This is a genomic window from Ornithinibacillus massiliensis (assembly GCF_018310345.1).
GTDB classification, from domain to species: Bacteria; Bacillota; Bacilli; order Bacillales; family Amphibacillaceae; genus Ornithinibacillus; species Ornithinibacillus massiliensis.
Genome location: NZ_JAGXBY010000002.1, coordinates 105488 through 129658, shown reverse-complemented (window position 1 = coordinate 129658; position 24171 = coordinate 105488). Strand labels below are relative to the sequence as shown.

26 protein-coding genes and 1 other annotated feature are annotated in these 24171 nt (G+C 35.9%); of the genes, 8 read left to right on the top strand and 18 right to left on the bottom strand.

The window, feature by feature from the left end; genetic code table 11:
- Nucleotides 1–516 carry a YqeG family HAD IIIA-type phosphatase gene (locus KGF86_RS04730; protein WP_186871466.1) on the bottom strand — a complete coding sequence of 172 codons (516 nt, stop codon included), beginning with the start codon at nt 514–516 and terminating at the stop codon, nt 1–3.
- 513 nt (nt 517–1029) lie between these two features.
- Between KGF86_RS04730 and sda the strand changes: the two genes are divergently transcribed.
- The 8 genes from sda (at nt 1030) to sigK (ending at nt 7594) form a co-directional block, all read left to right on the top strand.
- Complete coding sequence (gene sda, locus KGF86_RS04725) at nt 1030–1170, top strand: sporulation histidine kinase inhibitor Sda (protein ID WP_010094136.1); 141 nt, start codon at nt 1030–1032, stop codon at nt 1168–1170.
- A gap of 273 nt (nt 1171–1443) precedes the next feature.
- Complete coding sequence (locus KGF86_RS04720; protein ID WP_211741267.1) at nt 1444–3783, top strand: Na+/H+ antiporter subunit A; 2340 nt, start codon at nt 1444–1446, stop codon at nt 3781–3783.
- Nucleotides 3784–4122 carry a Na(+)/H(+) antiporter subunit C gene (locus tag KGF86_RS04715; protein WP_186871464.1) on the top strand — a complete coding sequence of 113 codons (339 nt, stop codon included), beginning with the start codon at nt 3784–3786 and terminating at the stop codon, nt 4120–4122.
- A complete protein-coding gene (locus tag KGF86_RS04710) occupies nt 4115–5596 on the top strand; it encodes a Na+/H+ antiporter subunit D (protein WP_186871463.1) in 1482 nt (493 codons plus the stop codon). The genes KGF86_RS04715 and KGF86_RS04710 overlap by 8 nt, the downstream gene beginning before the upstream one ends.
- Before the next feature lie 6 nt (nt 5597–5602).
- A complete protein-coding gene (locus tag KGF86_RS04705) occupies nt 5603–6079 on the top strand; it encodes a Na+/H+ antiporter subunit E (protein ID WP_186871462.1) in 477 nt (158 codons plus the stop codon).
- Nucleotides 6080–6391, top strand: coding sequence for a Na(+)/H(+) antiporter subunit F1 (locus KGF86_RS04700; RefSeq protein ID WP_186871461.1), 312 nt, complete (start codon nt 6080–6082; stop codon nt 6389–6391).
- Entirely contained in the window at nt 6372–6740 is a 369-nt protein-coding gene (gene mnhG / locus KGF86_RS04695) for a monovalent cation/H(+) antiporter subunit G (protein WP_211741266.1), read from the top strand. The genes KGF86_RS04700 and mnhG overlap by 20 nt, the downstream gene beginning before the upstream one ends.
- 149 nt (nt 6741–6889) lie before the next feature.
- A complete protein-coding gene (sigK, locus tag KGF86_RS04690; protein WP_186871459.1) occupies nt 6890–7594 on the top strand; it encodes an RNA polymerase sporulation sigma factor SigK in 705 nt (234 codons plus the stop codon).
- A 169-nt stretch (nt 7595–7763) separates the two neighbouring features.
- Here sigK and mtnN read toward each other — a convergent pair whose 3' ends face one another.
- The 17 genes from mtnN to cymR form a co-directional block, all read right to left on the bottom strand.
- A complete protein-coding gene (gene mtnN, locus KGF86_RS04685; RefSeq protein WP_186871458.1) occupies nt 7764–8453 on the bottom strand; it encodes a 5'-methylthioadenosine/S-adenosylhomocysteine nucleosidase in 690 nt (229 codons plus the stop codon).
- 19 nt (nt 8454–8472) lie between these two features.
- Nucleotides 8473–9165, bottom strand: coding sequence for a YrrS family protein (locus KGF86_RS04680; RefSeq protein ID WP_186870335.1), 693 nt, complete (start codon nt 9163–9165; stop codon nt 8473–8475).
- Between the two features lie 240 nt (nt 9166–9405).
- Nucleotides 9406–9882, bottom strand: a complete 477-nt coding sequence (greA, locus tag KGF86_RS04675; RefSeq protein WP_186870334.1) for a transcription elongation factor GreA — start codon at nt 9880–9882, stop codon at nt 9406–9408.
- A 114-nt stretch (nt 9883–9996) separates the two neighbouring features.
- Nucleotides 9997–10656 carry a uridine kinase gene (gene udk / locus KGF86_RS04670; protein WP_186870333.1) on the bottom strand — a complete coding sequence of 220 codons (660 nt, stop codon included), beginning with the start codon at nt 10654–10656 and terminating at the stop codon, nt 9997–9999.
- Between the two features lie 15 nt (nt 10657–10671).
- A complete protein-coding gene (locus KGF86_RS04665) occupies nt 10672–11313 on the bottom strand; it encodes an O-methyltransferase (RefSeq protein ID WP_186870332.1) in 642 nt (213 codons plus the stop codon).
- 142 nt (nt 11314–11455) lie between these two features.
- Nucleotides 11456–12571: an endolytic transglycosylase MltG gene (mltG, locus tag KGF86_RS04660; protein ID WP_186870331.1), complete on the bottom strand. Its 1116-nt coding sequence runs from the start codon at nt 12569–12571 to the stop codon at nt 11456–11458.
- 266 nt (nt 12572–12837) lie between these two features.
- Nucleotides 12838–13122, bottom strand: a complete 285-nt coding sequence (locus tag KGF86_RS04655) for a DUF1292 domain-containing protein (protein WP_186870330.1) — start codon at nt 13120–13122, stop codon at nt 12838–12840.
- 16 nt (nt 13123–13138) lie between these two features.
- Complete coding sequence (ruvX, locus tag KGF86_RS04650; RefSeq protein ID WP_186870329.1) at nt 13139–13552, bottom strand: Holliday junction resolvase RuvX; 414 nt, start codon at nt 13550–13552, stop codon at nt 13139–13141.
- The gene (locus tag KGF86_RS04645) at nt 13553–13825 is read right to left on the bottom strand and encodes an IreB family regulatory phosphoprotein (RefSeq protein ID WP_186870346.1); all 273 of its coding nucleotides are present in this window, start codon (nt 13823–13825) and stop codon (nt 13553–13555) included.
- Nucleotides 13826–13928: 103 nt separating this feature from the next.
- The gene (gene alaS / locus KGF86_RS04640) at nt 13929–16571 is read right to left on the bottom strand and encodes an alanine--tRNA ligase (RefSeq protein WP_211741265.1); all 2643 of its coding nucleotides are present in this window, start codon (nt 16569–16571) and stop codon (nt 13929–13931) included.
- A gap of 129 nt (nt 16572–16700) precedes the next feature.
- Nucleotides 16701–16904: a binding site (T-box leader), on the bottom strand.
- A 42-nt stretch (nt 16905–16946) separates the two neighbouring features.
- Nucleotides 16947–18014: an AI-2E family transporter gene (locus KGF86_RS04635; RefSeq protein WP_186870327.1), complete on the bottom strand. Its 1068-nt coding sequence runs from the start codon at nt 18012–18014 to the stop codon at nt 16947–16949.
- A gap of 45 nt (nt 18015–18059) precedes the next feature.
- Nucleotides 18060–18254: a hypothetical protein gene (locus KGF86_RS04630; protein WP_211741264.1), complete on the bottom strand. Its 195-nt coding sequence runs from the start codon at nt 18252–18254 to the stop codon at nt 18060–18062.
- A gap of 74 nt (nt 18255–18328) precedes the next feature.
- Nucleotides 18329–20653 carry an SF1B family DNA helicase RecD2 gene (gene recD2, locus KGF86_RS04625; protein WP_186870325.1) on the bottom strand — a complete coding sequence of 775 codons (2325 nt, stop codon included), beginning with the start codon at nt 20651–20653 and terminating at the stop codon, nt 18329–18331.
- Nucleotides 20654–20682: 29 nt separating this feature from the next.
- Nucleotides 20683–21339: a tetratricopeptide repeat protein gene (locus tag KGF86_RS04620; protein ID WP_211741263.1), complete on the bottom strand. Its 657-nt coding sequence runs from the start codon at nt 21337–21339 to the stop codon at nt 20683–20685.
- Nucleotides 21340–21350: 11 nt separating this feature from the next.
- On the bottom strand, nt 21351–22463 hold the full coding sequence (gene mnmA, locus KGF86_RS04615; RefSeq protein WP_186870323.1) for a tRNA 2-thiouridine(34) synthase MnmA: 1113 nt from the start codon (nt 22461–22463) through the stop codon (nt 21351–21353).
- A 10-nt stretch (nt 22464–22473) separates the two neighbouring features.
- Nucleotides 22474–23616 carry a cysteine desulfurase family protein gene (locus KGF86_RS04610; RefSeq protein WP_211741262.1) on the bottom strand — a complete coding sequence of 381 codons (1143 nt, stop codon included), beginning with the start codon at nt 23614–23616 and terminating at the stop codon, nt 22474–22476.
- Nucleotides 23617–23642: 26 nt separating this feature from the next.
- On the bottom strand, nt 23643–24062 hold the full coding sequence (gene cymR / locus KGF86_RS04605) for a cysteine metabolism transcriptional regulator CymR (RefSeq protein ID WP_211741261.1): 420 nt from the start codon (nt 24060–24062) through the stop codon (nt 23643–23645).
- Between the last annotated feature and the right edge of the window lie 109 nt (nt 24063–24171).

The following is a 24171-nucleotide window of genomic DNA, read 5'->3' as shown; positions in this document are numbered from 1 at the left end:
TTATTCCTCCCAGCTAATCATACCTTTTTTACGAAAGTAGTTCATTATTTTCCGTTCAATTCTGCGATTAAATTGCGTTATCTTTTCATCGGTTTGAACAATCGGAACAACAAGGATTGTGTAAAAACCTGCTGAATTACCACCTAGTACATCGGTTAATAATTGATCACCTATGACAACTATCTCTTCTTTTTTTAATTCCATTTGCTGTGCAGCAGTCTTAAATGCTCTAGTTAATGGTTTTCTAGCACTAAAAACAAATGGTGTACCAAGTGGTTCTGAAAACATTTTTACTCTTTCTTCCTTATTATTGGATATGATAGTTACTTTAATGCCATGGTCCTTCATTAGTTTAAACCATTCTACAACCTCGGGACTAGCATTCTTTACATCCCATGCTACCAATGTATTATCTAAATCTGTAATTACTCCCTTTATCCCTTTATCATGAAGGTCACTAGGTTTAATTTCAAATATACTTTTTACATGTTCGTTTGGTAGAAACCGCTTTAACAATACTTACACCTCTTTGTTTACAAAATCTATCGACTTATATACTAACCTATTCGATGTTTATACAAAAGTCTTTTTGGTTATTATACATAATATAAATAAAAACCTATGCATACTAAAATACCATAGATATGTTACAGAAGGTAGAAATATGTAAAATAGCGATTAAAAATGCAAAAATCGTTCGACAAATTCTCGCATTTCTCGCATTGTGGATAACTATATTCACATTATCAACAGTATAGAATCAAGTGTTTACGTGTAGTTTTCAACCTTTATACACAAGTTATCTACAGCTCCATGTAGATAACTAGCATCTTGTCCTTGATTATTTTTCGTGTTACGTTATATCTATCATAAATCTAGTAGATATTTAAGACCGCTACTATAGTAAAGATTGTTGAAAAAAGCTATATCCATATGGCTCCCACTCAATCCTAATTCCACAAAATGCAACAATCTTCTAGTAAACCGTCTTAATAAAAAGAACTTGTTCAATATAGGAGGGCTACGATTATGGAACATTTGTCAGATGAATTGTTAATCGAGTCGTATCATAAAGCAAATGAATTAAAATTAAGCCCTGATTTTGTTTCGCTTATAGAAGATGAAATATATCGCCGAGGTTTAAGTCACAAAATAAAATATAGCAGTTAAAAAAATCGACAGTATTAAATGATTATATATATAGGAAGAGATTTTATAACCCTTGACATTATTGTGAATGTTAGGGGTATTTTATTTTTTTCTCGGTTAAAAGTATGGTAAGCTTTCTGTTATATGTAACGTTATATCGCTTTGTGACTTTATCAGTTATATATTAAAATAAATTTAACGTAAATGATAAGTTAGAAGCTAACCCAAAATAAGAGTAATCTACTCGTCTTATGTTTGGGATAATCGATAAAAAAATAGGAGGTCAATTCGTAGATGATATTTGCAGTTTTAATACCCCTTGTATTTGCTTTATTAGTTCCACTTTTAAGTAAGGTGAAGAATAAAGTTCATACAGGTATATTTGTATTACTTATCCCCTTAGGAATCTTCCTTTACTTTGTTCGTTTTATAGGTAATGACTTTTCTCCAGTACGTCATACATATAACTGGATTCCTTCCCTTGGTATAAATTTTGATTTTTATTTAGATGGACTTAGCTTGCTTTTTGTACTGCTTATTAGTGGGATTGGTACACTTGTGGTATTCTATTCCATTTATTACCTGCATGTCTCAGAAAGATTAGCTCATTTCTATGTTTATCTACTTATGTTCATGTCAGCAATGCTAGGCGTTGTGTTGTCTGATAATGTGTTTGTTCTATATTCCTTTTGGGAACTAACCTCAATATCTTCATTCTTATTAATTGGATATTGGCATCATCGAGAACGTTCACGTTATGGGGCACAAAAATCGATGCTTATCACCGTATTTGGTGGGCTAAGCATGCTAGGTGGACTTATATTATTATCCGTCATTACCGGAACTACAAGTATCCGTGGGATGATTGATCAAGTAGATTTGATTATTAACAACAATTATTTGCCTTTAATTTTAGGATTAATTCTGTTAGGTGCATTTACTAAATCTGCACAATTTCCATTTCATATTTGGTTACCAGATGCGATGGAGGCACCTACACCAGTTAGTGCTTACTTACACTCCGCTACCATGGTTAAAGCGGGTATTTATCTCGTAGCAAGATTCTTACCTATTTTCGTAGCATTTGAATGGTTCTATATTACCGTTAGTTTAGTCGGAATTGTTACATTGGTATGGGGATCCTATATGGCAGTACGACAGACTGACTTGAAAGGTATACTTGCATTTTCTACCATAAGTCAATTAGGTATGATTATGGCTATGCTTGGATTTGGAACAGAGGCTGCAATATTCGCTGCTGTATTCCATATTTTAAACCATGCTACATTTAAAGGAAGCCTCTTTATGATTGCTGGGATCATTGACCATGAAACTGGAACCAGAGACATACGTAAACTTGGTGGTTTATTTACGATTATGCCAATATCCGGTACGTTAGCTGTCTTTGGTACCTTCTCAATGGCTGGGGTTCCCTTTCCGTTCTTAAACGGCTTCTATAGTAAAGAATTATTCTTTGAGGCAACAACGAAATTAAGTGATCAGGCAAATGGATTAGCCAGCTTCCTTTCAACTGCTATTCCTTACCTTGCCGTGTTTGGAAGTATTTTTACTTTTGTATATTCCATGTATCTTTTCTTTGGCGTTTTTACGGGGCCAAAAAAATTCGATTTACTTAAAAAGAAGCCACATGAGGCACCAATTGGTATGCTTATTTCACCATTAATCCTCATCCTAGGTGTTATCATTATTGGTTTATTCCCTAATATTGCGAACAGTTCATTACTAGTACACGCAACAGGCGGAATAATGAATAGCCCGATGGAACCTTATCATGTTCACTATTGGCATGGTTTTGATTCGATAGCATTCCAAATGTCTCTTATAGTAGTTGGACTAGGTGTTGTCCTATTCTTAACTCGTAAAAAATGGAGCAACATTTATCATGTCTTACCTGGTAAATTAAGTTTTAATAAAGTGTATGACAAGTTAATTCAGAAAATAGACGATGTTTCAGCCCGTGTCACCAATGCTTATATGACTGGATCAATTAAGCTATACATGTCCATCATCTTAGTAGCTATCATAGTGGCAACATTTACTATCATGTTAACAACTGGTGGTCTAAGCAATATTAGCTTTGAAGATTTAGCAGAAGTTTCCGTAGTTGATATTGCCGTAGTAATCATCATGGTATTAGCTGCATTGGCGACAATTTTTGTTAATAATAAACTCGCACTAATTATCATTACAGGTATTGTTGGCTTTGGAATTTCTATTTTGTTTGTCATCTTCCGTGCTCCAGACTTAGCTTTAACGCAATTAGTAGTAGAAACTGTATCGATGGCTCTTTTCTTACTCGCTTACTATCATTTACCTGAGCTAAGAAAAAGAGAGGAAACATTGCAGACATCCACTACCAATACCATTATTGCTGTAGGTATGGGACTTTTAGTTACACTTACAGGATTTGCAGCCCATAGTGCAGATTGGTTTAATAAGATTTCGGATTACTTTGTAGAAACCGCATATAAACTCGGTGGCGGACACAATATCGTAAACGTTATTCTTGTGGATATGCGTGGACTCGATACACTGTTTGAAATCGCAGTATTAGGTATTGCTGCTTTAGCCATCTATGGCCTCATTAAACTCAGAAATAAGGAGGCTGAGTAAATGGAATATATCATTCTAATACTAGCTGGGATTTTATTTGCAACAGCTGTTTATAACCTATTACAAAAGCAGTTATTACGCATAATCATTGGGACTGTTCTATTATCCCATGGTGCTCATCTAGTTATTTTGACGATGGGGAAATTAAAACGAGGTCAGCCTCCAATACTAGATGATGCGGTAGTAAACTATACTGACCCTTTACCACAAGCATTGATCTTAACTTCGATCGTAATTAGCTTTGGTATTACTAGTCTTTTACTTGTTCTAGCTTACCGAACAGCTCAAGAAAACAAAACAGACAATATGGAAGAAATGAGGGGTGAATCGAATGAGTAATTTAGCTATATTACCGCTAATCATCCCGGCAATCTCAGGTGTCATTGTGGCATTTACTAACTCACATGTGAAGACAACTCGACTTTTAACAAAGCTCTTTACTTTAATTGGCTTAGCAGTCGCGATGTTTGTTGCCTATACTGTATTTACTGATGGTGCAATAATTTTAGAGACGGGTGGTTGGATAGCACCATACGGAATTATATTAGTGGCAGATAAGCTTTCCATTCTACTCGTTCTAACAACGAATATCATCGCAACAGCAGCGGTATTTTACGCGCCAAACTCTTTATCTTTAAGACAAGAAACACATTATTTCTATACGTTTTACTTTATGCTTATTGCTGGTGTAACTGGTGCGTTTCTCACAGGTGATTTATTTAACCTATTTGTATTTTTTGAAGTATTACTGATGGCTTCCTATGCCCTAATCGTACTAGGTGGCGATAAAGTTCAATTAAGAGAATCTATCAAGTATGTTTTAATTAACTTGTTCTCTTCCATGCTATTTGTAACTGCAATTGCTCTATTATATGGAGCTGTAGGAACCATTAATATGGCTCAAATTGCAGAGCGTGTTGCAGAAGTCGAACAGACTGGAATCTTAACAACCATTGCGGTTCTCCTGTTCTTCGTATTTGGTACGAAAGCAGCACTATTCCCGCTATATTATTGGTTGCCAAGGCCATATATCGTACCAAATCCGGTCGTATCTGCTTTATTTGGTGCCCTATTAACTAAAGTAGGTATCTATTCCATCCTACGCGTGTTCTCATTAATTTTCATCCATCGAACGGAAATTACACATGAGGCATTCATCTGGATTGCAGGGTTATCCATGGTATTTGGAGTAATTGGTGCCCTTTCAACAAATAATATTAAACTAATCATTAGTTATAATATTATCCCTGCTATAGGATTTATCATTATGGGATTAGGTATTTTTAATCTCGATGCGTTAAGTGGCTCCATTTATTATTTGGTTCACGATATGATTATAAAATCAGCGCTATTTTTACTGGTTGGAGTTATTGCCTATGTAGCTGGAACATCTGACTTGAAGAAAATGGGTGGATTAATCCATCATTATCCTTTATTAGGATGGTTACTATTTATCGCAGCATTTATCCTTGCGGGTATTCCACCATTTAGTGGTTTTATCGGAAAGCTATTACTACTAAGGGGTGCCCTATCGGCTGATGAAATTGCGATAACCTTAATAGCGCTATTATCCAGTCTACTTATCCTATACTCTGTCATGAAAATTTTCATTCGAGGATTCTGGGGAGAAAAAGATGAAACGAAAACCTATACGAAGAAGCCTTCATTAGGATTAATCTTACCAATTGTTGGTTTATTAGCTATCTCCGTCTTTCTTGGTATCGGAGCTGAGTTTGTCTATCCTTCTATTGAAGGCATAGCGGAGTATTTATTAGATCCCCAAATTTATATTGATTCTGTGTTGAAGGAGTAATGGATTATGCCATTTCAAATTATTATTAACTTAATTATTGCCATCATGTGGATGTTCCTTAGTGAATCGTATACTTTAGCAAGCTTTATTGCTGGATATATTTGGGGTATTCTTTTAGTACTCTTGCTAAATCGTTTTATACCTGGTCGATTTTATGGAATACGGGTCGTAAAGATAGTAAAGCTTCTCCTTCTTTTTGTGAAAGAGTTATTCTTATCAAACCTCGGTATCCTTAAACTGGTTTATACACCTAAACCAGAAATAGAACCAGGAATCTTTGCACTACCATTAGAGGTGAAAAGCAATTGGGAAATTACCATTTTAGCTCATCTAATTTCCTTAACACCTGGTACCCTATCTGTTGCTGTGTCAGATGAAAATGACATATTGTATATTCATGCGATGGATATTGATGAAGTAGATAAATCAGTTAAGGAAATAAAGGAAAGTTTCGAGAAAGCTATCCTGGAGGTGACAAGATAGATGGAAGAGGCTATAAAAGTAACAGAATTAATACTTGAATATACCATTATTGTTTGTTCAATTGCTATTGGAATTTCACTAGTACTACTCCTCTATCGTACGTTTAAAGGGCCTACTAACCCAGATCGTGCCGTTAGTTTAGATACAATTGGAATAAATCTCATGGCATTGACAGGTCTTGTAGCCATTCACCTTTCTACTCCATATTTAAACGACGTGGTTTTACTCGTTGGAATTCTTGGATTCCTTGGTACACTTGCTACGGCAAAATATGTAGAAAAGGGTGTTATTATTGACAGGGACATGGATTGAATTAATTGTAAATATTGTTGTTAGCTTATTATTACTGATTGGTGCATTTGTAACATTATCTGCATCTATTGGAATTATACGTTTCCCAGACATCTTCACAAGACTACACGCGGCAACGAAGGCTTCCACGCTGGGAGTATCCAGCATCATATTGGCTGCCTTCCTGTACCTATTAGTCAAAGAAGACATCGTAAGTGGGAAACTGTTACTCGGTATATTATTTATTTTAATAACCGCTCCGGTTTCATCACATATGATTGGTCGGGCTGCACACATTAGTGGTGTTAAACCCGTTACGAAAAATCGTACCGATGCATTTGAAGAAGCTATCCGAAAACGTCAATCATAAAATAGGACGCTTTAAATGGGATGTTCTCCCTTTAAGGCGTCCTTATTTTTTTGCTTGTATTTGTTTAAATGGACAGACACAAGACACGCTCTAACGACATACTGTGTTTATATAGGCTATAGCCCAGCCTGGTCAGGAGGTGTATGTGTTTGTCCGGAATATTGAGTGTCCTTGCATTGCTAATAAAGGAAGCTCTATTCTTTGTTTCCTATGTAAAAAACCATGCTTTTCCACAGCCATTATCCTCAGAGGAAGAAGCCAAGTATATCGAAGAAATGCAAAATGGTAGTGAAGAAGCTAGAAACAAGTTAATTGAACATAATTTAAGACTTGTTGCCCATATAGTAAAAAAGTTCGAAAACACTGGTGAGGATATGGAAGATTTAATCTCAATTGGTACAATTGGATTAATTAAGGGGATTGAGAGCTTCTCTGTTGGGAAAGGTACCAAGCTCGCTACGTATGCGGCTCGTTGTATCGAGAACGAAATACTGATGCATTTAAGAGCCTTAAAAAAAGTGAAGAAAGACGTTTCATTACATGATCCTATCGGTCAGGATAAAGAAGGTAACGAGATTAGCCTTATTGACATTTTACAAGCAGAAAACGAAAATGTCATTGAATACATCCAATTAAATATGGAAATTGAAAAAATGCAGGATTATTTTTCCATTCTAGATAAACGCGAAAAAGAAGTAATCATTTATCGCTATGGATTGAATGATAAAAAGGAAATGACGCAAAGAGAAATCGCGAAGAAGTTAAACATATCCAGAAGTTATGTATCACGTATCGAAAAAAGGGCTTTAATGAAGGTTTTTCATGAGTATTATCGTAATGAAAGAAAAGGATAAGAAATGCTGGCATACATGATGAGGAGAAGATTATAAAGGCTGTCGGATAGCATCAACGACAGCCTTTACTATTAGCTCAATAAGGTATGCATTCAGTTCGATTTTACCTTTGGTTTAAGCTTTTTTTCATATTGTAATACCTTAGTAATGAAACCCGTACCTTACCAATCTATATGGCTTTTAACAGTAAGATAATTAATGCCGATGCGTTTTTTGCTGCTGTTTCTAAAAAGGCATCAAAGGATACGGAAGATTCCTTTCCGGCTATATCAGACAATGCTCGAATTACGACAAAAGGACAATTATACTGGTATGATACTTGTGCAATAGCAGCCGCTTCCATCTCACTAGCTATCATATTCGGGAATTTTTCACGTACAAAACGAACTCGTTCAGGATCTTCCATAAAGGAATCACTTGTCGCAATTAAGCCAACCTCACCATTTATATCTAGTTGTTCAATTGCCTTCATCGTCTTATCCACTAATGAAGAATCAGCTTGATATGTTGCAGGCATTCCTGGAACTTGTCCATATTGATAGTCAAAAGCTGTTACATCTACATCATGGTGCACAACCTCAGACGATACTACGATATCCCCGACTTCTAATTTAGAAGAAAAACCACCAGCAGAACCAGTATTAATAATAAACGTAGGTGAGTATCTTTCCATTAATATCGTGGTAGCCATGGCAGCATTCACTTTACCAATACCAGATTGGAGTAGTACTACTTCTTTCCCTTCTAAATGACCTTTTATAAATACGCAATTAGCGATTGTACTCTCTTCTGTGTCTATCATTTTCTTTTTTAAAATTTCTATTTCTTCATCCATTGCGCCAATGATACCTATTGTCATGATGTATATCCTCCTATTACTATTCAAATCTCCATTTTTCATCGTTTTCCTTCAATACTTCTACCAAAGTTGGCTGCCATCCTTGGTTATCCATCCAACTTATATATACACGGTATATCTCCGTTTCAGCTCTATTTGATACCGTTCCGATCACCTGTTGATCACCGCCACGCTTTAACCACCAAGTAATCAAATCATCTTCAGCTAATCCAGTAGCTAAAAGAATAGCCTTTTCCATTTCTATTCTATCTTGTGAATCGGCATCGTATACGACAGTATGTGGCCCACTTTGTTCTGTACCAACCGGCTGCCAATCCGCAGTAAATGCACTAATTACATTATCATCATCAGCTGCAACTGGATCTGTGGTTTTCCTTTCAACTGATTGTTTATCACTTTCTTGGCTAGAATTATCTTCCTCTGACGGTTCATTATTTTCTTCATCTTCCTCAGGGGTATTCTCTTCCGTTTCAGTAGATTCCTCTTCTAATTCGGAATCATCTGTTTCGATATCGTTATCTCCTTCTGACACATGATCAGGATTAGCACTTTCATTTTTCTCATCAGGTTTATCATTAGGACTGAAAATCCATAAACCTAAAAGAAGAATAATAAGGAAGCATGCAGCAACAATTAGTATAGACATTAGCTTCGTATTTTTACGTCTTTTTTCGAATTTGTTTACACGAGATTTTCTATCAAATTCACTCATTCTATCGTTCCCTCCCTATGTATACCTTATTATATTACCATAACTTATATGCTAGGAATAATATCCTTTGTTTACTTTCCTGTTTCACTTTTATGAAAAAATAGAAGTTAGAACAAAAGTGTTTACGTTTTGTCACAAACTTAAAGTAACTACTTTAAAGGAAGAGAGGTATGAGTGATTCACAAGATAATTTATATGCAATCGAAACAAAAAGCGGAGCTATTTACTCCGCTTTTTTATCTATTCTACTTTTAATATTTTTACTTGGATTTCTCCACCAGGGGTTACTACTGCTACTTCCTCCCCTACTTCATGTCCAAGAAGACTTTTCGCCATTGGTGAGTCATTCGAAATTCTACCTTCAAAAGGATCTGCTTCTGCACTTCCTACAATCGTATACGTTTCTTCGTCACCATCTGGTAGCTCTTGGAATGTAACGGATTTCCCTAAAGAAACCATATTAGGATTTTCATTATCATTTTCAATGATTACTGCATTTCGAATCATCTTTTCAACCTGAGAAATTCGGGATTCAACAAATGCTTGCTCATCCTTCGCTGCATCATACTCAGAGTTCTCAGATAAGTCACCGAAATCACGAGCGACCTTAATTCGTTCAACAACTTCTTGTCTTCTTTCCGTTTTTAAATAAAGAAGCTCTTGTTCTAACTTTTCTTTCCCCTCTTGTGTCATGTAATAACTTTTCTCTACAGCCATAAAAAACACTCCTTTGTCTATCTACTGCTTTAAATCAAGAATACCTTGATTGTGTTATGGGATAACCCAATTCAACTAAAAAGTATACTATCCATAACTATGGCAGATTTTATTTTACTTTTCAATACTTTTGTTTAAACTATTTTCTTTATTTTTCGACAGAATATCCGCGATTTTTGTCGCCATGATGTCAATTGCGACGTGGTTTTCTCCACCTTCAGGGATGATAATATCTGCATAACGCTTCGTAGGTTCTACAAATTGTAAATGCATTGGTCTTACAGAGTTTAAATATTGATCAATAACCGAATCAAGAGATCTTCCACGATCCTTAATATCACGAAGCAACCTTCTAATAATTCTAAGGTCAGCATCTGTATCAACGAACACTTTTATATCCATTAAGTCCACTAAGCGAGGGTCCTCTAATATTAATATTCCCTCTAAAATAATTACATCCTTAGGTTCTACCGTAATAACTTCCTTCGAACGATTGTGAACCTTGTAGTCATATACAGGTTTATCAATGGATTTATGATTTAATAAATCATGAATATGTTGGATTAATAAATCATTATCAAAAGCAAGTGGGTGGTCATAATTTGTTTTTAAACGCTCCTCAAACGGTAAATCACTTTGATCTTTATAATAATAATCTTGCTCTATTACAAGAATTGTTTTATCTGAAAATCGCTGGCAGATTGATTTCGTTACAGAGGTCTTCCCACTTCCACTACCACCTGCAACCCCAATTACTACTGGTTTGTCTTGCATCTTGCTACCCCTTTTCTATTTTTTATAACTAATTGCAACCCCATCACCAATAGGTAATATCGTTGTGATAAAGCTAGGATGATTTACCAGCCATTCATTATACGATCGAATTTTCTCGACCATTTTCTTGTAACGTGGGTGGTCAAAATTTGGATCAAGGACATAGCCTCGAAATAGCACGTTATCTGAAATAATAACACCGTGATCAGCTAATAGCGGGAAACATAATTCAAAGAAACGCTTATAGCTACCTTTCGCAGCATCTATAAAGATAAAATCATACGTATTATTTTTATTTTCTGCTAGCCTACTTAACTCCTCTATGGCGTCACCGTATATAATTTTAATTGCCGCTTCCCTGTTGTTTTTCCTAATATTTTCTATTGCTTGTTGGTACCTTTTGTCATCTTTTTCAATCGTTGTTATGGTTGCTTCCGGATTGGCTTCACTCATTCTTAAAGCTGAATACCCAATAGCTGCACCAATTTCTAAAATTCGCTTCGGTTTTGATAAACGAATTAACTGCATTAGAAAATTTATCCCAATGGAATCCATAATTGGGACACGATCGATATGTGCTTGCTGTTCAATGTCTTTTACCCAATCCTCTGATGGAGGAAGGTGACTGTTCAAATAATTTAATAACTGTTCATCCATTTATAACCCTCATTTATACTTATCCTATTAGGATACCAATTTGTGGTAATCTTATACTTAAATCCTTAATCAGTAAAAAACGTTCTGACACCACATGCAAAAAAACGGGAAATGTGAATAGATTCTTCACACTTCCTCGAGATTAATTAATATATTGTGACTTATATGCGTTATGTTCTTCTAATGTCTCAGAATAATAAATATTACCATCTTTATCATGTAGGAAATAATAAAAATCAGACTCCTCAGGATTAACGGTAGATTCTAATGCACTTTCCGAGAAATTTGAAATAGGTCCAATAGGTAAGCCATTAATCTGGTACGTATTAAATGGTGAATCCACCTCTAAATCGGATAATAACACCTTTTCCTTATGACCACCTAGCGCATATAATACGGTTGGATCAGTTTGTAACGGCATACCAATCTCTAATCGATTAAAGAAAATACCAGCAATTTTCTTACGTTGATCTTCTGTCACTGCTTCCTTCTCTACAATCGAAGCCATTGTTACCGCTTCATGTAAGGATAATCCCCTTTCAGAAATACTATCAACATATTGACTGATGACAGCTTGAGACTTGTCCAACATATTTTCTATTATTAATTCCACTGGTGGATCTTCTTGATAAAAATCATATGTTGCTGCAAAAAGATATCCTTCTAGTGCAAACCGTAGTTCTGGATTGAGAATATCCTCCGTTAGTATGGAATACTGTTCAATAAGTTGATTGATATACGCTTCGTCCGTTACCTTTTCCAAGAATTCTTCTTCTGTAATCGGAAGTTTATCTGCATATATGCTTGCGATTTCTTCAATGGTTAGACCTTCTGGAATTGTAACCCTGTACACTGGTTCCTTCGTTATTCGACCACTTTTTAAGGACTCTATAATTTCATCAATCGTCATTGACTTCGTGAATGTATAGTTTCCTGCTTGAAAGTCTGACTCATTTTTAAACTTTATATAGAAGCGAAAAATCATCGAATTTTTTATAATTTCATTTTCCTCAAGTATATTGGCAATACTTGAAGTGGATGAACCTAAAGGAATTTCTATCTCAACACCTTGCTCATTACCAGGGTCCACTGGTTCTAAAGCCGATTTAACATAGTTGTATCCAACTATACCACCGATAGCAAGGATAATGATAATGGTAAAGATAACAATTGCTACGATTTTGCGAACTGTACGAGCTTCTTCACCTCTTGCAATTAAATTATCTTTAAAAGTACCTTTATCTTTTCCTTTCGACATTCATCGTCCCCCTCTCATCCGGTATATTATACTAAAAAATGACAATATACGCTAGGATTTATCAGTTTATACATGAAAAGTGGCTCATATGTATCCTATTATTTCCCCAAGAAATACAATTTAATTGTACTATTATCTAAGTTCCCTGATGCTATAATGAAGGACTGATATTAGCTTTTAAAAGTTATTTTATAATAAAGCAAAGAATCCCCTATCACATTGTATAGTGGTAGGGGATTCTTTTAGCTTTGTTCTTTGGATAACGTTTAATCGTTCAATTCTTCTTCTTCAGCTAATGTATTTAGCATTTCTTCTACAATGTCCCACTCTTCATCTGACTCAATAGCAAATAATGAAATATCCTCATCATCTTTTTCTTCATAACGGAAAGCATAAACTTCTACTTCCTCGTCATTTTTTTGTTCAGCAGGAACTACTGCAATGTAAGAATTTCCTGTATCATCTACATCAAATGTAAATAATACCTCAAATAAATGTTCTTCTCCATTTTCATCAGGAATGATGATGCGTTCTTTTTCTTCAATAGCCATATTATTAGTCTCCTTTTTACTTTTGATCAAGATAGCCTTGTAAAATCATCATAGCAGCCATTTTATCGATTACCTTTTTACGCTTCTTTCGACTTACATCCGCTTCGAGTAGCACTCGTTCAGCTGCCATCGTCGTTAAGCGCTCGTCCCATAATATAGTTTGGAGATTGTACTTTTCTTCAATATATGCGGCAAAACGCTGTGATGCCTCACCACGTTCCCCAATCGTTCCATTCATATTTTTAGGTAAGCCAATGACTACTTTTGATATATTATGCTCATCAATTATGGTTTTTAATTGACTATCTGCTGAATGAATATCATTTTCATCCCATTTAATCGTTGTTAATCCTTGGGCTGTCCATCCCAATTCATCACTTATAGCGACTCCAATTGTCTTAGAGCCAACATCTAAACCCATTATCTTCATTTAAATACCTTTTTTATATTGCTGTTCTAAATAATATTTGACAAGTTCCTCAATCACTTCATCACGTTCAATTCTACGAATCAAATTTCTTGCATCTTTATATCTTGGAATATATGCAGGATCTCCGGACAATAAGTAACCAACAATCTGATTAATGGGATTGTATCCTTTTTCTTGAAGTGCCTCATGGACAGTCATTAAGATTTCTTTTATATCTCGATCAAATGGCTCTTCCGAAAAGTTGAATTTCATGGTTTTATCATTTGAACTCATCACGACACCTCATTCCGCTTTTTGACTCTCTATTCATTCTACCATGTTTGAAAGATTAAATATAATATTTTTTAACATTCATGAGCTATGATGGTTTACATCTTTATGCTTTCAGATTCGATTCCACGTACTGTTTCGTGAAATCTAATGCGTCATTAATTTTACTTGCATCTTTTCCTCCGGCTTGGGCCATATCAGGGCGTCCACCGCCTCCACCGCCACAAAGCTGTGCAGCTCCCTTAATTAAATTACCAGCATGTAATCCTCGTTCGATTAGATCCTTTGAAACTCCTGATGCAAGTTGCACTTTATTACCACTTTCTGTTGCTAATAAAATTATGGCAGAACCAAGCTTCTGTTTCAACTCATCAACCATTGTTCTTAGTTGATTCATATCTTTTACATTAACTTTTTGAGCTAGCACCTTAATACCTGAAACTTCTTCTACCTGCTCCAAAATAGAGGAAGCTTCTAAATTGGAAAGCTTAGCACTTAATGATTCATTTTCTTTTTGTAATGTTTTGATCTCTTGGAATAGTGCCTCGACACGTTCTGGTACTTTCTCATCTTTCGTTTTCACTAATTGAGCTGTATTTTGGAGAAGATTTACCTTCTCTGACAAGAATTGATAAGCAAATTTACTTGTTACTGCTTCAATACGGCGCGTACCTGCACCAATTCCACCTTCTGAAACGATTTTAAATAGACCTATTTCTGAAGTGTTTCCAACGTGTATACCACCACATAATTCAAGACTGTAATCACCAATACGAACAACTCGGACAACCTCACCATATTTTTCTCCAAATAAAGCCATGGCTCCCATTTCTTTTGCTTCTTTTAGACTCTTATAGCTAATATCTAAAGGAATGGAATCCCAAATTTTTTCATTAACAATTTTTTCAATTTGGTTTAACTCTTCTATAGAAACTGCATTAAAGTGAGAGAAGTCAAATCGTAGTCGATCAGATGCAACTAAAGAGCCGGCTTGATTGACATGTGTTCCAAGTACATCTTTTAACGCTTGGTGAAGTAAATGGGTTGCTGTATGGTTCTTAATCACTAAGTTTCTGGATTCAGAATCCACCATCGCTTTAACAAGATCACCAACACGTAGTTCACCATCTTCTACAACAGCACGGTGAATGTTTTGTGATTTAGGTGACTTTTGTACATGTTTCACAGAAGCATTCCCATTACTGCTACTGATTATTCCATGGTCTGCAATTTGACCGCCACTTTCCGCGTAAAATGGCGTTTCTTGTAGGAAAATCAATACTTCTTCATCTTTCTTAGCACGCTCTACTAATTCTCCATCCTTCAATAATGCCACTATCTTCGTATCGGATTCTAAACTATCATATCCGATAAATTCACTCTCCACGTCTAATTTACTAAGCACTTCATCTTGAACATGCATAGAATCTACCTTTTGTCGAGCGTTTCTAGCGCGTTCACGCTGTTTTTCCATTTCTCTATCATATCCAGCTTCGTCTATACTAAATCCTAATTGTTCCACATATTCTGCTGTTAATTCTTTAGGAAAACCATACGTATCATAAAGTCGGAATACTTCCTCACCTGGGAAAACAGTTGAACCTTTCCCTTTTTCTTTCTCAATAATAGTAGTTAGGATATCTAGCCCTTCATTCAAGGTTTCATGGAAGCGTTCTTCTTCTACTTTGATAATATTTTGTATAAAGTCATGTTGCTGTAGGACAGTAGGATAGAAATCTTTCATGATTTCTCCAACCGTTTTAACTAATTCGTACATAAATGGTTTTTCGATTCCAATTTCTTTCGCAAATCGAACTGCTCGACGTATTAGTCTTCTTAATACATAGCCTCTTCCATCATTTGATGGTAGTGCCCCATCACTAATAGCAAAACTTACCGTTCTGATATGGTCAGCAATTACTTTATACGCTGTATCACTCGTTTTCGCTACCCCATACTTTACATTTGCTAATTGCTCTGTTTTCTTAATAATTGGCATGAATAAATCTGTTTCAAAGTTAGTTGGTACATCTTGAATTACGGAGACAATACGTTCTAATCCCATTCCTGTATCGATATTCTTCTTAGGAAGTGGTGTATACGTATCATCTGGATTATGATTGAATTGTGAGAATACTAAGTTCCACACCTCTAAGTATCGGTCGTTCTCCCCACCGGGATATAATTCTGGATCATTTGGATCTTTGCCATAGCTTTCTCCACGATCATAGAAGATTTCAGTATTCGGACCACTTGGACCCTCACCGATATCCCAGAAGTTTTCTTCTAAACGAATGATTCGTTCTTTCGGCAGCTTAATATCGTTTAACCACATTTCATACGCTTCATCATCTTCCGGGTGAACAGTTACAGATAGCTTATCTGGATCTAAGCCTAACCATTTTTCACTCGTTAAAAATTCCCATGCGAATGCAATGGCTTCTTTTTTAAAATAATCTCCAATAGAGAAGTTCCCTAACATTTCAAAGAATGTATGGTGTCTTGCTGTATACCCTACATTTTCAATGTCATTTGTACGGATTGATTTTTGAGCGTTAACAATCCGGGGATTTTCTGGAATGACACGACCATCAAAATATTTCTTTAATGTCGCTACCCCACTATTTATCCATAATAATGTTGGATCATCTTGTGGGACTAGTGAAGCACTTGGTTCCACTCTGTGGCCTTTTTCTTGGAAGAAGTCCAAATACATTTGTCTAATTTGAGCAGATGTTAAATTTTTCATCTATATCCTCCTTTTAAAATTATTCATAATTGATTTTTCGGGTGTCCAATGCATATTAGCACGCTACAGTTCATTTACATGCTATAAGTAGAAAATACACCAATAAAAAAATCTCCTCTCTGCAATATTTGCAGGGACGAGATTATTCGCGGTACCACCCTAATTATGGACATTACTATCCATCACTTAAGCATGATAACGGTATGAAACCGACGGGGATTAGCCGTACTCAGGTTTAGCTTTCCATGGTTCTAATTTAAGATTTCTTACAGCCTAGGAAACCTCTCTCTAGAAAATCGAGTGCCATGTACTCAGAACCTTCATCGTATTAAATAATTATTGATAGCGATATTATAGATAACTTTACCTAAAAAGTCAATTTTCTCTAATCATAATCCAAGTATGTTTCATAATGACCCGCAATATCGTAAATGCAGGTACCGCCACTACCATTCCTAAGACGCCACCAATTTTACCACCTAGTAATAAAGCGAAAATGATGACAACCGGATGAATTCTTGTACTTCTACCAACGATGTATGGGGAGAGTAAATTACTCTCAATTAATTGAATAACAAATACACCAATAACGATGAACAGGACCATTTTTCCCGAAACGGTTAAACCAATTAATACCGCCGGAACTGCTCCTATAATTGGTCCAAAATATGGTATGAAATTCATAATGCCCATAAATATAGCAAGTAGCAAGGCATAATTCAATCCCAAAAATTGAAACACAATATATGACGCTATGGCAACAAATAGACTAACTAATAATTGCCCACGCAAATATCCACCTAAGCCTTCATCAATGGCATGGACAAGATTACTAGAATTATCGCGATACTTAGACGGTATAAATCGTTTGACATATCCTTTGATTTTCTCATAATCCTTTAAGAAATAAAAAACTAATACCGGAATAACCGTTAACAAAACAATAAAATCGATAATTTTGGTTACGCCTCCAACTAACTTACCTATCCATCCGTCAAGACTCGATTCAATCGACAGAATAGTCTCTTCAATCCTATCATGGACGGTTTCCGGTAAAAATGAGGTAGAAGCATAAACTTGATAGATAAGATCTTGATACATAGCTATCAACTGTGGTAAATACGCATTTAAATCCCGTAATTGTGCCACAGCTGCAGGATAGACACGATAAATTAAATAACCAAGTCCACCGAAAAATAGAATGTATATCAATAAAATTGCAATACTTCTAGGAATATTGTATTGATGAATTTTCTGGACAATAGGATACAGTAAATAGGCGATTAAACTGGCAATCAAAAAGGGTGCTGCTACATGCAACAGGAAGGAGAAGAACGCCTTATAATAAGGAAAAAGCTTTACAAGCAAATAAATAAATAAAAATACAAATATCCCTGTCACGATATAATAAAGAAAATGAATCGGTTTTTTTTGAGAAAACATCTGGTACACCCCTTTAGTCAGGAATTTTTGTTCAAAACTAAAGGATTACCATTCTAGTTTTCTTTCTTTTTCTGTAAATAAATCATTGAGCGAGCTTAAACTTCCATCCGCTTCAACTTGATGCACGGTTAATTCATTACCTGATACAGACATTTCTACAAAACAATTCCAGCAATAGTACTGCTGTGAACCAATTTTTCCTATATCTTTACTACTACAATTCGGGCATCGCATTAACATAAATACTAATCTCTCCTGGAAATAATTTATAAGTATTATGTTATGCTTTCCCTTTTTCTCCAAAATATACCTACTTACATGAAATCATAAGGGGAAATGTCGTATTCCTCTTCTACTGTATCCCCACTTGAAACTTGTACGTCTCCTAATCTTTCGATTAACTGTTCTTGCAAGGATGTATACCGTTTATTCGTATCCTTCGTCTGAATTCCTCGTAAAAAGGCTTGTTTCTCACCACATACTATAAGTGATTTCTGTCCTCTTGTAATTGCAGTGTATAATAGATTCTTCCGTAACATACGGTTATACGTGGACACAACAGGTAATATAACAATAGGAAACTCACTTCCTTGGGATTTATGGATAGAGATACAATATGCCAGCATTAAGTTGTCATAGTCTTTTCGCTCATAGACGACTTCCCGTTCATCAAATGACACCACTAATTGCTCCACATTCTCTGTATTTTCATTTTCTCTGAAAATAGCAACTACCTCACCAATATCCCCATTATACACATGATCTTCTGGTTGATTGACTAATTGGATTACTTTATCTCCAATTCGAAATAGGGTGTCATGATGCCTAACTTCACGCTTACCTTTTCCTTTTGGATTAATTAATGCTTGTAAGGCATTGTTAATGATAGTAATTCCTGCCTGGGACTTATACATAGGTGCTAATACTTGAATATCTCGAACATCAAGTCCTTTATTCATCGCCTTCTCAAACACCTTGGTAATGACGTCTACGACTTGATGCTCCCGACATGCAATAAAACTAAAATCTTTATCATTCGTTAAGCTATCCACTGAGCACGTATCATTCTTTATACTATGAGCTAATTGGATTATCTTTGAACCTTCTTTTTGCCGATAAACTTCATGTAGGCTTACTTTTGGAATATGATTATTTTCCAACAAATCGGTTAACACCTGTCCCGGACCAACAGATGGAAGTTGATCTTCATCTCCAACGATTAGTACTTGCATATCCGTAGGGATGGCTTTAAATAGATTATTAGCTAACCATATGTCTACCATAGAAAACTCATCAATTATGAGATACTTTCCGTTCAAAGGCTCATGCTCGTTCTTCTCAAAGCCTTCACTACCATTCCAACCTAGGAGGCGGTGTATCGTAAGAGCTGGAAGACCTGTCGATTCATTTAATCGTTTTGCTGCTCTCCCTGTTGGTGCAGCAAGGACAAAAGGAAAGTCCTTCTTATGCTCATAGTCTGCTGTTTCTACCGAAAGATTATGAACAGCCGCATATGCCTTAATAATCCCTTTAATAACGGTAGTCTTACCAGTTCCAGGACCACCTGTAAGAATCATCAGTTTTGATTTTAGTGCCTGTTCGATAGCAGCAAACTGTTCCTTTCCATAGCTAAGGATTTCTTCCTCTTCAATTTTGCCGATAATCTTCATTAAATCAGCTAGCGTAGTAGCTTCATCCATCTGAGAAGAAATTAATCGTTTAACACTAGAGGCAAATCCATCTTCTGCATAATATAAAGACGGTAGATACACTTTGCCTTTATATAGGATTACATTCTTTTCCTTATTTAACTTTTCTATCGTACTTTTGATTTCGTCCTCTGTTAGGACATACTCCTGATTACTTAATAACGCACTGACCTCATCAAGGCATTGGTTTAATGGCAAGAATGCATGACCATCCTGCACACTTCTTTGCAATATATAAATACATCCAGCTCCAATTCGATTTGGACTGGATAGAGATAATCCATTCTTCTTTGCAATCTCATCTGCTGTATGAAATCCGAAACCCTCCACATCAAATACTAAGCGGTATGGATCATCTTCTAATAACTCTATCGTTTCATCCTTATATTGTTCATAGACTTTCTGCGCCATTTTAAGACCAATATTATACTTTGCTAAGTAAACTACTACATGTTCAAAGCCTTGATTCTCTTGTAATGTCTTGACAATCGTATTAGCAGCTTCTTTCTTTAACCCTGGGACGGAATCTAAAACAGAAGGATTGTTTAATATAGAAGAAACAGCAGATTCTCCTAAATGGTCAACAACCTTCTTAGCAGTTCTTTTTCCGATTCCATAGAACATATCACTAGCTAAATAAGCGATTAGTCCTTCCTTTGTATCTGGAATAAATGTTTGATAGGAAATAACACTATATTGCTGTCCATATTTAGGATGCTTTTCAAGTTGACCAATAAACCGATACACAGTCCCTTCCTGCAATTGGGAAAAGTAGCCTTTTATGACAATTTCTTTCTCATCATAGTTTAGATTAGTATCTAGTATTTTTACCTTGGCAATGGAAAAATGCTCTACATCATTATGAAAAATTGTATAGAGAAGCTCTCCCTTTATATATTCTTCGATTTCCACAGGTTGAAGTTGGTCCATACTAAATACCTCACATTCCCATACCGCAATTAATTTATTGCTTCCTCTGCTACCCGCTTTCCATTCGCTGCTAGCACATGATTCGGATTATATTTTAGTGCTTCATCAAAATATGCTACTGCACTAGTTACGTCTTCTTCGAATAATGAAATGACGCCTAAGTTATATAAAGCATCACTGTGGCTTTCATTTAATTCTAACACCGTTTCGAAAACCTTTTTAGCATCCGATAACAATTCACTCTGTGCTAAAGCAAGTCCATACTGAAACACGACCTCCTCATCTTGAGGTGTTATTTCCTTGGCTCTTAAAAGATACGGCAAAGCTAATTTAAATTGCTGTTGGTTTTGATGAGACATTCCGAGCATAAAATATACGTCTGCTTCTTCTAATCCCAATTTAATCGCTTCAAGAAAGTTCTGCTGTGCTTTTGGAAAATCTTCCATTTCAAAATAAGCATTTCCAATCCCATAATAGGCTGTAGCGGTTGTATCATCTAACGATAAAGCCTTTTGAAAGAAATTAATGGCACTTTCATGCTCACCAATATGCAATAATAAATTACCAAAGTTTATAAACCCAACCGGATCATTAGGATTTTCTTCGATATATTCATTAAATAGATTAGCTGCTTCTTCATATTTACTTTCTTTCATTAATTCGACTGCTTCTGCAATTTTACTCATTGTCGTACTCCCTATCCAACATAATCTAATACGTTGTTTTGTTTCTTTACTTTGTCTATTGTTCCACCACCAAGACATACCTCACCATCGTAGAATACAACAGCTTGGCCTGGTGTAATAGCGCGTTGACTCTCATCAAATACTACCTTTAAGTCACCGTTATCCAATACATGTACGGTTACCCCACTGTCTTCTTGACGATAGCGGAATTTTGCCGTACACGTAAAGGTTTTCTCAACTGTATCAGGATTAATCCAATTAACATCTGTCGCTAGTAGTTCATCAGAATATAGATATTCATTACTAAAGCCTTGTTCCACATAAAGAATATTTTTCTTTAGATTCTTACCAACAACAAACCATGGATCACCTGAACCACCGATTCCTAGTCCTTGACGTTGACCAATCGTATAATACATCAATCCATCATGCTTTCCCTTCACCTCTCCATCAAGGGTTTGCATTTCACCAGGTTGTGCAGGTAAATATTCACTAAGAAATTCTTTAAAGTTACGCTCACCGATGAAACAAATTCCAGTGCTATCTTTTTTCGTAGCAGTAGCTAAGCCGTGTTCTTTGGCAATTTCACGCACTTTAGATTTTGGTAAGTGACCTAGTGGAAACATAACTTTTTCTAAAATATCACTAGTTAATTGATTTAGGAAATATGTTTGATCTTTATTTGAATCTACCCCGCGTAACATTTCATACTTTCCATTATGTTCACGAACTTGAGCATAATGTCCAGTAGCTAAATAATCCGCTCCTAAATCTAGTGCATAATCTAAAAATGCTTTAAACTTAATTTCCTTATTACACATTACATCTGGGTTAGGTGTGCGCCCTGCTTTATATTCATCTAAGAAATACGTAAACACTTTATCCCAGTATTGCTTTTCAAAGTTAACTGAATAATACGGGATATCCAATTGATTACATACACGAACAACATCTTCAAAATCTTCTGTTGCGGTACAGACACCAAATTCATCGGTATCGTCCCAGTTTTTCATAAAAATACCGACTACATCATACCCCTGTTCCTTTAATAGTAGTGCAGCTACTGATGAATCGACTCCACCACTCATTCCTACAACAACACGTATATCTTTATTTTCTTTCATTATGAACACCCTACTTTACTAATCGTTTTATAATTTTGGCAACACGATGTGCTGCTTCTTCGACATTTTCACTAGTATTGGCAGCTCCAAAGCTAAATCGAATCGAGTTAGTTGTGCATGGGTTATTTTCACCATAAATCGCTGTTAATACATGTGAGGGTTCCACCGAACCTGCTGTACAAGCACTTCCGCTAGATGCTGCTACTCCAGCTAAATCAAAATTAGCAAGTAACTTTTCTACATTACCACCTGGAAAGCTTACGTTCACAATCGAAGCAATGGTGCTGTTTATATCCCCATTCACACTAAAATTAATGCCTTGTTCTTTCAATACCTGTAAAAACTGTTCCTTATATGCTGCATACTTAGTATTACGAATTTCTCTTTCTCTAATCATTACTTCTACTGCAGTCTGAAAACCGACAACGCCAACAACATTCTCAGTCCCTGGACGGCGTTTTCGCTCTTGCTCGCCACCGAATTGCAAGGCATTTAATTTAATCCCTTCTCTGACATATAAAAAGCCAATTCCTTTTGGACCGTTTATTTTATGTGCGGAGACAGATAATAAATCCACACCAAGCTCTTGTACGTTTATCTCTATTGTGCCATAGGCTTGGACAGCGTCGGTATGGAAATATGCTGGATGATCCTTTAACAATCCCCCGACTTCCTTAATTGGTTGGATGATTCCCGTTTCATTATTCACATACATAATCGAAACAAGAATCGTGTCATCTCTTAAAGCTTTTTTAAGGTCATTAACGGAAATCTTCCCCTCCTCATTAACAGGAAGATATGTTACCTCAAAGCCTTCTTTTTCTAAATACTCAGCAGTGTGCAATGTTGCATGATGCTCCATAGCCGTCGTAATGATGTGTTTTCCTTTATGCTGGTTCGCTTTTGCTGTTCCAATTAAGGCAAGATTATCTGCCTCGGTTCCGCCACTAGTAAAAATAATTTCTTTTTCATTAGCATGGATACTTCCAGCAAGAACTCGCCTACCTTCATCTAATAATTGCCTCGCCTTTCTGCCAAACAAATGGACACTCGAAGGATTTCCAAACACATCTTCATAAACCGGTACCATTGCATCAATTACTCTTTTATCCATAGGTGTAGTTGCAGCATGATCTAAATATATATGTTCCATTACGCTCGTCCTTTCTAGTCATAAAATCAAATGTAAAACATATATCCTTCTAATGGGTCATCTTTCTCATGGTTGACCAAATCTTCCAATGTAGTCTTATCTAAGACATCTTTAACAGCCTCTGTAACACGCTTCCATAATGCCTGCTTGGCTGGTTCCTCATCTTCGATTCCCTCTACTAAGACAATCGGTCCCTCTAGTACTCGAATGATATCCCCTGCACTAATCTCTTTTGGATCCTTTGGTAAGATATATCCGCCATACGCTCCTCGAATACTCTTAATGAGTCCGGCATTTCTAAGTGGTGCAGCCAGTTGCTCTAGGTAATGTTCTGACAAATTATTTTCTTTTGCAATTGTTTTTAATGGAATTGGGCCTTCTCCATAATTACGTGCTAGCTCCAGCATAATTGTCAGCCCATAACGTCCTTTAGTTGAAATTTTCATTTACAATAACTCCTCTGATCCTTACCGTTTTTCCTATTACTTCTATATTAACTATACCATTATCATCTTAAACTTTAAAATACATGGTATTATAGCATGAAGTTAGTCT

What these genes read in the sequence shown, in the direction of transcription:
- KGF86_RS04680 (WP_186870335.1), bottom strand. Translation starts at nt 9,165, where the DNA reads ATGAGTGAATTTGATAGAAAATCTCGTGTAAACAAATTCGAAAAAAGA.
- KGF86_RS04655 (WP_186870330.1), bottom strand. Translation starts at nt 13,122, where the DNA reads ATGGCTATTGAAGAAAAAGAACGCATCATCATTCCTGATGAAAATGGA.
- KGF86_RS04630 (WP_211741264.1), bottom strand. Translation starts at nt 18,254, where the DNA reads ATGTTAATGCGATGCCCGAATTGTAGTAGTAAAGATATAGGAAAAATT.
- KGF86_RS04665 (WP_186870332.1), bottom strand. Translation starts at nt 11,313, where the DNA reads ATGGATGAACAGTTATTAAATTATTTGAACAGTCACCTTCCTCCATCA.
- KGF86_RS04715 (WP_186871464.1), top strand. Translation starts at nt 3,784, where the DNA reads ATGGAATATATCATTCTAATACTAGCTGGGATTTTATTTGCAACAGCT.
- ruvX (WP_186870329.1), bottom strand. Translation starts at nt 13,552, where the DNA reads ATGAAGATAATGGGTTTAGATGTTGGCTCTAAGACAATTGGAGTCGCT.
- mltG (WP_186870331.1), bottom strand. Translation starts at nt 12,571, where the DNA reads ATGTCGAAAGGAAAAGATAAAGGTACTTTTAAAGATAATTTAATTGCA.
- mtnN (WP_186871458.1), bottom strand. Translation starts at nt 8,453, where the DNA reads ATGACAATAGGTATCATTGGCGCAATGGATGAAGAAATAGAAATTTTA.
- mnmA (WP_186870323.1), bottom strand. Translation starts at nt 22,463, where the DNA reads ATGAAAGAAAATAAAGATATACGTGTTGTTGTAGGAATGAGTGGTGGA.
- greA (WP_186870334.1), bottom strand. Translation starts at nt 9,882, where the DNA reads ATGGCTGTAGAGAAAAGTTATTACATGACACAAGAGGGGAAAGAAAAG.
- cymR (WP_211741261.1), bottom strand. Translation starts at nt 24,062, where the DNA reads ATGAAAATTTCAACTAAAGGACGTTATGGGCTGACAATTATGCTGGAG.
- KGF86_RS04645 (WP_186870346.1), bottom strand. Translation starts at nt 13,825, where the DNA reads ATGAGTTCAAATGATAAAACCATGAAATTCAACTTTTCGGAAGAGCCA.
- recD2 (WP_186870325.1), bottom strand. Translation starts at nt 20,653, where the DNA reads ATGGACCAACTTCAACCTGTGGAAATCGAAGAATATATAAAGGGAGAG.
- KGF86_RS04610 (WP_211741262.1), bottom strand. Translation starts at nt 23,616, where the DNA reads ATGGAACATATATATTTAGATCATGCTGCAACTACACCTATGGATAAA.
- KGF86_RS04705 (WP_186871462.1), top strand. Translation starts at nt 5,603, where the DNA reads ATGCCATTTCAAATTATTATTAACTTAATTATTGCCATCATGTGGATG.
- KGF86_RS04620 (WP_211741263.1), bottom strand. Translation starts at nt 21,339, where the DNA reads ATGAGTAAAATTGCAGAAGCAGTCGAATTAATGAAAGAAAGTAAATAT.
- alaS (WP_211741265.1), bottom strand. Translation starts at nt 16,571, where the DNA reads ATGAAAAATTTAACATCTGCTCAAATTAGACAAATGTATTTGGACTTC.
- KGF86_RS04635 (WP_186870327.1), bottom strand. Translation starts at nt 18,014, where the DNA reads ATGTTTTCTCAAAAAAAACCGATTCATTTTCTTTATTATATCGTGACA.
- KGF86_RS04720 (WP_211741267.1), top strand. Translation starts at nt 1,444, where the DNA reads ATGATATTTGCAGTTTTAATACCCCTTGTATTTGCTTTATTAGTTCCA.
- KGF86_RS04710 (WP_186871463.1), top strand. Translation starts at nt 4,115, where the DNA reads ATGAGTAATTTAGCTATATTACCGCTAATCATCCCGGCAATCTCAGGT.
- udk (WP_186870333.1), bottom strand. Translation starts at nt 10,656, where the DNA reads ATGCAAGACAAACCAGTAGTAATTGGGGTTGCAGGTGGTAGTGGAAGT.
- KGF86_RS04700 (WP_186871461.1), top strand. Translation starts at nt 6,080, where the DNA reads ATGGAAGAGGCTATAAAAGTAACAGAATTAATACTTGAATATACCATT.
- sda (WP_010094136.1), top strand. Translation starts at nt 1,030, where the DNA reads ATGGAACATTTGTCAGATGAATTGTTAATCGAGTCGTATCATAAAGCA.